Origin of the sequence: Nonomuraea sp. NPDC050691 (assembly GCF_040654455.1) — a bacterium.
Classification (GTDB): Bacteria; Actinomycetota; Actinomycetes; order Streptosporangiales; family Streptosporangiaceae; genus Nonomuraea.
Map to the genome: position 1 here is coordinate 1 of NZ_JBFAIA010000238.1, position 10,529 is coordinate 10,529.

Annotated in this window: 9 protein-coding genes; 1 reads left to right on the forward strand and 8 read right to left on the reverse strand. The window is 73.1% G+C overall.

The window, feature by feature from the left end; all coding sequences use genetic code 11:
* From AB0H81_RS41200 to AB0H81_RS41235, 8 genes are all read right to left on the reverse strand, one after another.
* A partial coding sequence (locus AB0H81_RS41200) for an ABC transporter ATP-binding protein (protein ID WP_358386798.1) occupies positions 1-681 on the reverse strand: 681 nt, incomplete at its 3' end.
* Positions 678-1,415, reverse strand: coding sequence for an ABC transporter ATP-binding protein (locus tag AB0H81_RS41205; RefSeq protein WP_358386800.1), 738 nt, complete (start codon positions 1,413-1,415; stop codon positions 678-680). The genes AB0H81_RS41200 and AB0H81_RS41205, both read right to left, overlap by 4 nt.
* Positions 1,412-2,308, reverse strand: coding sequence for an ABC transporter permease (locus tag AB0H81_RS41210; RefSeq protein WP_358386803.1), 897 nt, complete (start codon positions 2,306-2,308; stop codon positions 1,412-1,414). Before AB0H81_RS41210 ends, AB0H81_RS41205 begins: the two co-directional genes overlap by 4 nt.
* A 23-nt stretch (positions 2,309-2,331) precedes the next feature.
* On the reverse strand, positions 2,332-3,348 hold the full coding sequence (locus AB0H81_RS41215) for an ABC transporter permease (protein ID WP_358386807.1): 1,017 nt from the start codon (positions 3,346-3,348) through the stop codon (positions 2,332-2,334).
* A gap of 3 nt (positions 3,349-3,351) precedes the next feature.
* Positions 3,352-4,971: an ABC transporter substrate-binding protein gene (locus tag AB0H81_RS41220; protein ID WP_358386810.1), complete on the reverse strand. Its 1,620-nt coding sequence runs from the start codon at positions 4,969-4,971 to the stop codon at positions 3,352-3,354.
* Positions 4,972-4,995: 24 nt separating this feature from the next.
* Complete coding sequence (locus AB0H81_RS41225) at positions 4,996-6,564, reverse strand: hydantoinase/oxoprolinase family protein (protein ID WP_358386813.1); 1,569 nt, start codon at positions 6,562-6,564, stop codon at positions 4,996-4,998.
* Positions 6,557-7,627: a DUF917 domain-containing protein gene (locus AB0H81_RS41230; RefSeq protein WP_358386816.1), complete on the reverse strand. Its 1,071-nt coding sequence runs from the start codon at positions 7,625-7,627 to the stop codon at positions 6,557-6,559. Before AB0H81_RS41230 ends, AB0H81_RS41225 begins: the two co-directional genes overlap by 8 nt.
* A gap of 66 nt (positions 7,628-7,693) precedes the next feature.
* Positions 7,694-8,128, reverse strand: a complete 435-nt coding sequence (locus AB0H81_RS41235) for an RpiB/LacA/LacB family sugar-phosphate isomerase (RefSeq protein WP_358386818.1) — start codon at positions 8,126-8,128, stop codon at positions 7,694-7,696.
* Between the two features lie 178 nt (positions 8,129-8,306).
* Between AB0H81_RS41235 and AB0H81_RS41240 the strand changes: the two genes are divergently transcribed.
* On the forward strand, positions 8,307-10,529 hold a 2,223-nt coding region (locus AB0H81_RS41240; protein ID WP_358386820.1), incomplete at its 3' end, for a Tex family protein.

The following is a 10,529-nucleotide window of genomic DNA, read 5'->3' on the forward strand; positions in this document are numbered from 1 at the left end:
CAGCGTGTACGGGTGGGCGGGCCGCGCCAGCAGCTCGGCCGTGGGCCCGGACTCGACGACCCGGCCCGCGAACAGCACGTGCGCGGTGCGGCAGAGCCGGGCCACCACGGCGAGGTTGTGGGTGATGAGCAGCCGCTCGGTGCCGAGCCCCGCGAGCAGGTCGAGGACGCGCGCCTGCACGGTCACGTCGAGGGCGCTGGTGGGCTCGTCGAGGATGAGCAGGCGGGGCGAGACGGCGAGGGCCCGGGCGATCACCACGCGCTGGCGCTGGCCGCCGGAGAGCTGGTGCGGCCTACGATCGGCCACCTCGGCGGGCAGCCCGACCTTCTCCAGCAGGGCGGGCACGCGGTCGCGCTCCTTGCGGGGCAGCGCCTCGGCGACCGAGGCGCCGACGCGCATGCGGGGGTCGAGGGCCTCGGCCTGGAACACCGGCTGGACGTCCCGCCTGAAGCGCCTCATATCCGCTTTTTTCAGGTTTTGATCGCCGTACCAGATGTCTCCCGCCATGGGGGTCAGGAGCCCCAGGAACGCCCGCGCGAGCGTCGTCTTGCCCGACCCGCTCTCCCCGATCAGCCCCACCCCGCCCTCGGTGACGTCCAGGCTGACGTCGTGGACGACGGCCGTGCGACCGTACCCGAGCGTGACCCGCTCGGCCCGCAGCAGGGGCGCCGGACCGGTCATGGCAGCGCCTCCAGCAGCTCGCGCGTGTACGGGTGCGCCGGCTCGGCCAGCACCCGGGCGGCCGGGCCGCTCTCCACGACCGCGCCGTCCTTCATGACCAGCACCCGGTCGGCGATCGTGGAGACCAGGGCGAGGTCGTGCGAGACCATCAGCAGCGCCAGCCCCCGCTCCTCGCGCAGCCGCCGCAGCACGCCGACCACCTCCGCCTGCACGGTCACGTCGAGCGCGCTGGTCGGCTCGTCGGCCAGCACCACCTCCGCTCCCAGCGCCAGGGCCAGGGCGATCGCGAACCGCTGCGCCTGGCCGCCCGACACCTCGTGCGGGTAACGGCGCAGGATCGCCGGGTCCAGCAGCACCGCCTCCACGGCCTCGGCCATGGCCCGCTCCCCCGCCTCCACGCCGTGCAGGCCGAGCGCGCGCCGCATGAGGACGCCCAGGCGCGTGGTGGGGCTGAGCGCGGCCTGCGGCGACTGCATGACCAGCGCCACCCGGGCGCCCCGGATCTCCCGCAGCCGGCGCGCCGGGGCGGTGAGCACGTCCACCCCGCACACCCGGACGTGCCCGGACACCTCGGCGCCCTCCGTGAGCCCGAGCAGCGCCAGCAGCGTCGTGGACTTGCCCGACCCGCTCTCCCCCACGACGGCCACGCACTCCCCCGCGCCCACGTCCAGCTCGGGCACGTGGGCGACGGTGCGCGGGCCGTACCTGACCCGCAGGTCCCGCACCTCGATCATCTGATGACCCTCGTGCTTATGGTCGCGGCCGCTTCGGCACTCGTTGACTCCTTCGTCGCTCTCTCCTGCCGAGCTCCTCCGCTCCGGGGGTCCAGGGCCGCGCGCAGCCCCTCGCCCAGCAGGTTGAAGGCGAACGCCGTCACGAGGATCGCCAGGCCCGGCCACGTGACGATCCACCAGTTGGTGGTGAAGTACGTCTGGCTCTGCTGCACCATCAGCCCCCACTCCGCCACCGGCTCCTGCGCCCCGAGCCCCAGGTAGGACAGGGCCGCCGCGGTGAGGATGACGCCGCCCGCGTCCAGCGAGACCTGGACCAGCACGGGGGTGAGGGAGTTCGGCAGCACGTGCCGCAGCACGACGAGCGGCGCGGGCACGCCCAGGCACCGGGCGGCGTCCACGTACGGGCGGGTGGCGACCGAGGCGGCTACGGAGGCGGCGAGCCGCGCGTACCAGGGCCACCAGGTGGCGGCGATGGCCACGATCACCGTGGTGACGCTCGGCTGGAGCACCACCGCCAGGGCCAGCGACAGCAGCAGCGCCGGGAAGGCGAGGAACACGTCCGTGATCCGCATGATCACATCCCTGACCAGGCCGCCCGCATACCCGGCCACGACGCCCAGCGTCACCCCGGCGACCGCCGAGACGGCCAGCACGGCGACGGCGATGGTCAGCGACGTCCGCCCGCCGTACAGGACCTGGGTGAGCACGTCCCGGCCGGCGAGGTCGGTGCCGAACCAGTGCGCGCCGCCCGGCGGCTCCAGGCTGTGCAGGGGATCGGGCGCGTTCTCCGCGTACGGGGCCAGCCACGGCGCGAGCACGGCCGAGAGGGCCACGAGCGTGATGAGCACGCCGCCCAGCACCGCCAGCCGGTCCACCCGCCCCAGCCTCTCCACGGGCCTCCACACGGGCAGGGCGGTCACCGCCGCCTCGCCCTCGGGTCCACCACGCCCTGGAGCAGGTCCACGACGAGGTTGGCCAGCACGTACACGAGGGCGACCAGCAGCGTGACTCCCATGATGGCCGGGACGTCCAGGTTGCGGATCGAGTCCACGGCGTAGCGGCCGAGCCCCGGCCAGTTGAACACCGCCTCGACGAGGAACCCGTTGACGATCGCGTACGCGAAGACCAGCGCGATCAGCGACAGCACCGGGTTGAGCGCGGGCCGCAGCGCGAACCGGACGAGGATGGACGTCTCGCCGAAGCCCAGCGCCCGCTCCAGCCGGATGTGGTCCTGGCCGGCCTCCTCGATCAGCGCGGCCCGCGTCATCTGGGCGATCGCGCCCGTCGGGTAGGCGGCCACGACGATCGCGGGCAGCACCAGGTGCTCCAGAGTGCTGGTGAGGATGGGCCAGTTGCCGGTGATGAGCGCGTCCACGACCGTGATGTTCGTCCAGAGGGTGAGCGGGCTGGTGGTGTCCAGTGCCGGGTCGTACTCGCCGGCGACCGGGAACCAGTCGAGGTTGCCGGCGAAGACCGTCTGCAGCGCCAGCGCGAGCCAGAACACCGGCACCGAGACCACCAGCATGCCGCCCACCCGCACCCCGAGGTCCGGGAGCCGGGTCCGGTGGCGGGCGGCGAGCACCCCGGCCGGGATCCCGACGAGCACGGCGAGCAGCAGCGCCGTCCCGACCAGCTCCAGCGAGGCTGGGAACGCCACGTACAGGTCGGACAGGACCGGTTGCCGCGTCCGCAGGCTGGTGCCCCAGTCGCCCGCCGCCAGGTCCCTGACGTAGTGCCAGAGCTGCGCCGGCAGCGGGTCGTCGAGGCCGAAACGCGCCCGCGCCTCGGCGAGCTGCCGCGGCGTCGCCTTCGGCCCGGCGAACGCCACCGCGGGGTCGCCCGGCACCAGCCGCGTCACCGCGAAGGTGAGCACGACCACGCCGGCCACGACCAGGAACGCCTGGCCGAGCCGGCGGGCCACGTAGCGCGGCACGCGTCAGCCGGCTGGCTTGAGGTCGTGGAAGAAGACCACGTTCGGATAGGCCGGGTTGTCCGCGTAGCCCTGCACGGTGGCCGACAGCGCGCGCTGGTAGGTCTGCACGTACGGCGCCGCCACCGCGGCCTCGTCCTGGATGATCTTCTTCTGGAGGTCGGCGTACGCCTGGTCGGCGGCGAGCGCGTCGGTGGCCGAGAGCTGCGGCAGCGCGTCGATGGCCTTGTCGATCCCCGCGTTCTTCAGGTACGACAGGTTGAACTGCGGCTTGTCGGCGCTCTTGAACACGTTGAGGAACCACGAGTACGCGTCGGGGTAGTCCGGGTACCAGTACATGACGAAGATGTCCTGGCCCTTCTTCTTGCCGAGGTCCCACTGGGCGTTCCAGGCCATCGGCTTGGCCTGGAGGGTCACGTTGAGCTTCTTGAGCGCGGAGCTGAGCAGCGTGACCAGCAGCTTCTGGTCCTCGTCGCCCTGCGCGTACGTCATCGTGAGCTTGAGCTCCTCCAGGTCGGGCCCGTAGCCCGCGGCGTTGAGCAGCTCCTGCGCCCGGGCGAGGTCCTGCTTGGGCTCCATGCCGTTGACGTGGCCGAGCAGGCCCTCGGGCACCAGGCCCGACGCCTTCGTGCCGGCGCCCTTGAGCGCGGCCACCAGGCCGTCGTAGTCGATCGCGAGCTGGAGCGCCTGCCGGACCTTGACGTCCTTGGCCGGGCCGGTCGCGGTGTTGAAGAGCACGAGCAGGTTCTGGAACGACGGCTTCTGCGAGGTCTGCACGCCCTCGGTCATGCCGGCCTGCGCGAAGAGCTGCGGGTTGAGCCGCGGGACGAAGGTCACCTCGCCCTTCTGCAGGAGCTGCCAGGCCGTGGTGATCTCCGGGGTGACGCGGAAGGCGACCTTCCTGTACTGCTCGGGCTTCCAGCCGCCCCAGTAGCCGTCGAACGCCTTGAGCGTGAGCTCGGTCTCCTTGCCCTTCTGCCAGGTGTCGATCGTGTACGGGCCGGTCCCGGCGTCGCTCTCGCCGTCCTTGAGCCGGTCGGCGGCGGCCGTGTCGTAGATGTAGGCGGCGTAGCCGGAGGAGGCGACGAGGTCGAGCGGGGCCGCGTACTTGAGCGTGAACTTCAGCGTCGAGGCGTCCACCGCCTCGATGGTCTTGACCGCGCCCCAGATGTAGGCCGCGCCGGAGTTGATCTTCATGGTGCGTTCGATGGCCTTCTTGGCCGCCCCGGCGTCGAGGGGCGCGCCGGTGTGGAACTTCACGCCCTGCCGCAGCTTGAAGGTCCACTCCTTGCCGCCGTCCCCCGACGTCCACTCCGTGGCCAGGCGCGGCACCGGCTTGCGCGCCTCGGCGTCGTAGCGGGTCAGGCCCTCGTAGATGTTGGACATGGCGATGATCTCGTTGGAGTACGAGCTCGCCGGGTCCCAGTCGGTGACCACGTCCAGGTTGGGGGCGTAGACGAACGTGGCGTCGTTGGCCGGCGCGGCCGACGACGCGGCGGTGCCGGTGCCGGCGCTCGGCTGAGGGGTCCGGCCGGCGCCGCGCACCTGGCCGCCCGCGCACGCGGACGCTGTCATGGCGACGACGCCGGCGACTCCGGCGACGAGCAGACGCTTGTGCCAGCGCATGGTGGGGGGATCCTTTCGGTTACGTCACCGGGCGAGAGGTCCGGCGGCTTTGACGTGTACCCGCACGGCGGGCTCGGAGAGGTAGCTCAGGGGCACCTCCAGCAGGTCCACGATCTCGACCCGCGAGGAGTCCGCGCCCGCGGCGACGGCTCGCGCGGCAGCCTCCTCCTTGACCCTTTCGATCGCCTTCGACCGGCTTTCGCCCGCAGGCAAGATCGTATCCACTCTGCCGCTCGCCAGCGCGATCGCGGCCCCGACGGCGTTGGCCACCTCGGCGTGACGGGGCCGCACCACGCCGCTCACGCCCGGGACGCGCGGCGGCAGCAGGAAGGCGCCGCCCCCCACCGCCACCAGCGGCCGGTCGGCGCGGCCCAGCGCCATGCGGTCCACGGCGTCGGCGAGCATCGCGTCGGCCGCCGCCACGGCCCTTTCCAAGGTGTCTCGAAAAGCTTCCGACCTGTCGCCCAGCCTGTCACGCCAGCCGTCGCCCTCCGGCGGCACGCGTCCGGCGGCCACCGCGGCGTCCGTCATCGTGACCGTGGACCCGCCGAAGACCAGCGCCTCCTCGGTGATGCGGTATCCCACCGAGTCGGGCCCGACCGCGTCGTCCCTGACCACGGTGCCGCCGCCCAGCGCGATGGCCAGGATGTCGGGCATGCGGAAGTTGGTGAGCACGCCGCCGATCTCCACGGCCGCCGCCGACTCCCGCGGGAACCCGCCGGTCAGCACGCCGAGGTCCGTGGAGGTGCCGCCCACGTCGGCCACGACCGCCTCGGCCACGCCCGACAGGAACGCGGCTCCGCGCAGCGAGTTGGCCGGGCCGGAGCCGATGGTCGACACCGGCAGGCGCGCCGCGTGCTCCGTCGTCATGAGCGTGCCGTCGTTCTGGGCGAGGTACGGCGTCGCCGTCAACGCGTGCTCGGCCAGCGCCCCCGCCAGGGCTCCGGTGACGTGCCCGGCCACGCCGTACAGGGCGGCGTTGAGCACGGTCGCGTTCTCGCGCTCCAGCAGGCCGAGCGAGCCGATCTCGTGGCTGACCGACACCGGCAGCCCGTACTCGTCCGCCACCAGCTCGGCGACCGCCCGCTCGTGCTCCGCGGTGGCCGGGCTGAACACGCCGGTCACCGCCACCGCGTCCGCCTCCACCCCGTCGAGGAACCGGCGGACCGCGTCGCGGTCGAGCGGGCCGATCTCGCGGCCGTCCACGTAGTGGCCGCCGGGCAGAACGGCCTCGCCGGCCGAGACGGCGGCGCGCAGGCTCGCGGGCCAGTCGCACAGCGGCGGCACGGAGGTCGTGGCGGGCGCGCCGAGCCGCAGCACGGCCACGCGGCCGAGGCCACGGCGTTCCAGGATGGCGTTCGTGGCGTGCGTGGTGCCCAGCATGACGCGGGCCACGTCGCGGGATGTGCCGGAACGGTCCAGGTCGGCGAGGACCGCGCCGAGCGCCGCCCGCAGGCCGCCGGTCACGTCCGGAGTGGTGGGCCGCTTGGCCTTGGCGACGACCCGGTCGGCGGCGTCGAGCACCACCGCGTCGGTGTTCGTGCCGCCCACGTCGATCCCGATCCTCAGGGCCCCCCGAGCTCCCTCACCCATGCGCGGCCAGCTCCTCCACGGGGACGTAGCCGAGGTCGTAGCCGAAGGCGCGGGGCCCGGCCGTCTCCAGGCCCTTCGGCGTGCGCCAGAGCGCGTCGCACGGCCAGGCCAGCACCGTGACGCGCTGGCCGTACCTCAGGCTCTCGGTCTGGATGGCGGCGGCCGTCTCGGTGTCGACCACCGTGATGAGGTCGGGCACCATGGCCAAGATCCGGCCGCCGGCCATGGCGACGAGGTTCTCGTTCTGCAGCTCCAAGGTCAAGGCCCTGCCGCGATCTGCTCCGGTGCCCTCGACCGTCGCCGTGCCCCGGACGAACCCGCCCGTGGTGCGCCGCTCCACGTCCGTCAGCTTGCCGGTGATCAGCTGGTACGCGCCCAGTTCGCTGCGAAGCGCCCCGAGAGGGTCGGCCGCGCCCTCCGTGGCCCGGCCGACGGCGAGGGCGCGCGTCACCGTGCCCTCGATGACCGCGCCCCGCGCGCCGGCGGCGGTGAGCACGTAGTCGGCCATGAGCGCGTGCGACCCGGCCGCGACGCAGACCGCGCGGGCCAGCCGCTCCGACCACAGGCCGTCCACCGGCCGGATCGTGACGACGTTGCCCACGACATCCGACATGATCACGAGGTCCGCGGGCAGCCCGGCCACGTACATCGAGACCATCTGCACCTCGGGGAACGCCCGGCCCATGCCGTCGGCGTCGAGCAGCGGCAGCCCGAGCTGCGCGGCCCAGGCGACGGGCGCGACGCCGTTCGCCCCGCCGATCTCCGACGACATCACCGCGCCGGGCGGCCGGCCGAAGATCCGCTCGATCTCCCCGGCGATCCGCCTGGGCTCGTCCTCGCCGTGGATCATCTCGTGGCTCACCGTGGGCGCGCCGATGCCGGACAGCGGCACCACCAGCGCGTCATCGGGTAAGTCCGCCAGCCCGACGAGCGGCACCTCGCCGTACTCCTGGATGGCCCGCCGCGCCGCCAGCGCCCCGGTGCGCACGTCGCCCCCGCCGCCGGTGCCGAGCACGGCGCAACCCCGGGCGAGGGCGGCGACATCGCTTGTTTGAATCTTCATCAGGCGTCACAACCAAGCACATGCCGCCACGTTGACGCCAGCCCGAATCGCCCTGTCTGCGGGGTTTCAGATCTCGTCGAGGTGGGAGACGTTCGCCCGGTCGGCCTCGTCCGTGCTCGGCTCACCCGCGAACCAGGCCTCCAGGATCTCGCCGAGCACCACCTCGGAGGTGAGGCGCAGGCTGAGGGCCAGCACGTTCGCGTCGTTCCACCTGCGCGCCCCGTCCGCGGTGTAGGCGTCGGCGCACAGCGCCGCCCGGACGCCCGGCACCTTGTTGGCCGCGATGGACGCGCCCGTGCCGGTCCAGCAGCACACCACGGCCTGGTCGGCCCGCCCCTCGCCGACGTCACGGGCCGCCGCCTCCGACGCCCACGCCCAGTCGTCGCGCCCCGCCGGGTCGAGCGCCCCATGGACGATCACCTCGTGCCCGCGCCGGCGCAGCTCCTCGACCACCCGCTCCGCCACGCCGTCCAGGCTGTCGGCCGCCACCGAGATCCGCATCCCCCAGGTCTACCACCCCGGGCCCGTTCGATTCGGCTCGCCGCTGATCCGCGGGAAATCGTCGGTGCCTGCCTCTAGGGTGCTGGACGACGACCGGCGTGTCCGCAGGGGGCGCGCGGTCTCGGAGGACGGCCCGTTCCTGCACAATTGACCGGCGGGACCATCGAAAGGCAGGCAAGTGCTCTCTATTCACCAGCGGATCGCGGCTGAGCTCGGCGTGCGCGACGGGCAGGTGCTCGCGGCCGTCGAGCTGCTCGACGGCGGCGCCACGGTGCCGTTCATCGCCCGATACCGCAAGGAGGTCACCGGCGCCCTCGACGACGCGCAGCTGCGCACGTTGGAGGAGCGGCTGCGCTACCTCCGCGAGCTGGAGGAGCGGCGGGCGGCCATCCTGGAGTCCGTCGAGTCCCAGGGCAAGCTCGACGACGAGCTGCGCGCCCAGATCATGGCGGCCGAGACCAAGGCCCGCCTCGAGGACATCTATCTGCCCTACAAGCCCAAGCGGCGCACCAAGGCACAGATCGCCCGCGAGCTGGGCCTGGAGCCGCTGGCCGACCGGCTGCTCGGCGACCCGTCGCTCGACCCGGCGGCCGAGGCCGAGGCGTTCGTCACCGAGGGCGTGGCCGACGCCGGGGCGGCGCTGGAGGGCGCGCGGGCGATCCTGATCGAGCGTTTCGCCGAGGACGCCGACCTCATCGGCTCCCTGCGCGAGCAGCTCTGGAACCGCGGCCGGCTGGTGTCCAAGGTCCGCGAGGGCAAGGAGGAGGCGGGGGCCAAGTTCTCCGACTACTTCGAGTTCGGCGAGCCGTTCACCAAGCTGCCCTCCCACCGCGTCCTCGCGATGTTCCGGGGCGAGAAGGAGGAGGTGCTCAGCGTCACGCTGGAGCCCGACGAGGGCCCCGGCTACGAGGAGCGCATCGCCGCCCGCTTCGGCATCTCCGACCAGGGCCGGCCCGCCGACCGCTGGCTGAGCGAGACCGTGCGCTGGGCCTGGCGCACCCGCATCCTCGTCCACCTGGGCCTCGACCTGCGGATGCGGCTGTGGCAGGCGGCCGAGGACGAGGCGGTGCGGGTGTTCGCCACCAACCTGCGCGACCTGCTGCTCGCCGCCCCCGCCGGCACGCGCACCACGATGGGCCTCGACCCGGGCCTGCGCACCGGCGTCAAGGTCGCCGTGGTCGACGCCACCGGCAAGGTCGTCGAGACCACCACCATCTACCCGCACGAGCCCAAGCGGCAGTGGGACCAGTCGCTCGCGGTGCTCGGCGCGCTGGTGCAGCGCCACGGCGTCGAGCTCATCGCCATCGGCAACGGCACGGCCTCCCGCGAGACCGACAAGCTGGCCGGTGAGCTGGTCAAGCACATGCCGTCGGTGACCAAGATCGTGGTCTCCGAGGCCGGCGCCTCCGTCTACTCCGCCTCCGCGTACGCCTCGCAGGAGCTGCCCGGCCTCGACGTCTCGCTGCGCGGCGCCGTCTCGATCGCCCGCCGCCTCCAGGACCCGCTGGCCGAGCTGGTCAAGATCGACCCGAAGTCGATCGGCGTCGGCCAGTACCAGCACGACCTGGCCGAGTCCAAGCTGTCGCGCTCGCTCGACGCGGTGGTCGAGGACTGCGTCAACGCCGTGGGCGTCGACGTCAACACCGCCTCGGCACCGCTGCTCACCCGCGTGTCCGGCATCGGCTCCACGCTGGCCGAGAGCATCGTGCGCCACCGCGACGCCAACGGCCCGTTCCGCAACCGCGCCGCCCTGAAGGACGTCGCCCGCCTCGGGCCGAAGGCGTTCGAGCAGTGCGCGGGCTTCCTGCGCATCCCCGGGGGCGACGACCCGCTCGACGCCTCCAGCGTCCACCCCGAGGCCTACCCCGTGGTGCGGCGCATCCTCGGGTCGGTCCAGACCGACCTCAAGATGCTGATCGGCAACACCGCGGTGCTGCGCTCGATCAAGCCGCAGGAGTTCACCGACGACACCTTCGGCCTGCCCACCGTCACCGACATCCTGCGCGAGCTGGAGAAGCCCGGCCGCGACCCGCGACCGGCGTTCAAGACGGCCACGTTCAAGGAGGGCGTCGAGAAGATCTCCGACCTCCAGCCGGGGATGATCCTGGAGGGCGTGGTCACCAACGTGGCGGCGTTCGGCGCGTTCGTCGACGTCGGCGTCCACCAGGACGGCCTGGTCCACGTCTCGGCCATGTCGCGCACGTTCGTCAAGGACCCGCGCGACGTGGTCAAGCCGGGCGACATCGTGCGGGTCAAGGTGCTGGAGGTGGACATCCCGCGTAAGCGCATCTCGCTGACGCTCCGGCTGGAGGACGAGACGACCGCCTCCGACTCCCGGGGTCCCCGCCAGGGCGGCGAGCGGGGCGGCCGGGGCCGCGCCGAGGGCGCCCGCGACGGCGGC

Excerpts from the sequence above, each read along its gene's own strand:
- AB0H81_RS41205 (WP_358386800.1), bottom strand. The coding sequence starts at position 1,415 with ATGATCGAGGTGCGGGACCTGCGGGTCAGGTACGGCCCGCGCACCGTC.
- AB0H81_RS41220 (WP_358386810.1), bottom strand. The coding sequence starts at position 4,971 with ATGCGCTGGCACAAGCGTCTGCTCGTCGCCGGAGTCGCCGGCGTCGTC.
- AB0H81_RS41225 (WP_358386813.1), bottom strand. The coding sequence starts at position 6,564 with ATGGGTGAGGGAGCTCGGGGGGCCCTGAGGATCGGGATCGACGTGGGC.
- AB0H81_RS41230 (WP_358386816.1), bottom strand. The coding sequence starts at position 7,627 with ATGAAGATTCAAACAAGCGATGTCGCCGCCCTCGCCCGGGGTTGCGCC.
- AB0H81_RS41235 (WP_358386818.1), bottom strand. The coding sequence starts at position 8,128 with ATGCGGATCTCGGTGGCGGCCGACAGCCTGGACGGCGTGGCGGAGCGG.